Below are 341 nucleotides of genomic sequence, written 5' to 3' on the forward strand. Positions count from 1 at the left end.
AACCTGTGCTATGTCCTTCCCCCCAAGTCAGAAGCCGACAGCGGAATGCCCGGCCCTGACAAACAAAACGCACTGTGTTACCAGTACCGCTACGACGAGCGCAACCGGATGAGTGCCAAGAAGGTCCCCGGCAAGGGCTGGGAGTACCAGGTATACAATCAGCTGGACCAGGTCGTGGCCAGCCAGGACGCAGAGCAGAGAAAGAAGAACCAGTGGCAGGTAACCAAGTACGACGGATTGGGCCGTGTGATCATGACCGGGCTGTGGAACAATGGCAATACCGCCATAGACCCCGCCGCCCTGAAAGCCCTCGTCTATGCCGCCCCCCAGTACGACAGCCG

General features: G+C 59.5%; 1 protein-coding gene. It reads left to right on the forward strand.

All coding sequences use genetic code 11. The features are described 5' to 3' along the window. Positions 1-108: 108 nt before the first annotated feature. The coding region (locus DDR33_RS25390) for a hypothetical protein (protein ID WP_146198888.1) at positions 109-341 on the forward strand (233 nt) is incomplete at its 3' end.

This window comes from Pararcticibacter amylolyticus (assembly GCF_003130405.1).
GTDB classification, from domain to species: domain Bacteria; phylum Bacteroidota; class Bacteroidia; order Sphingobacteriales; family Sphingobacteriaceae; genus Arcticibacter; species Arcticibacter amylolyticus.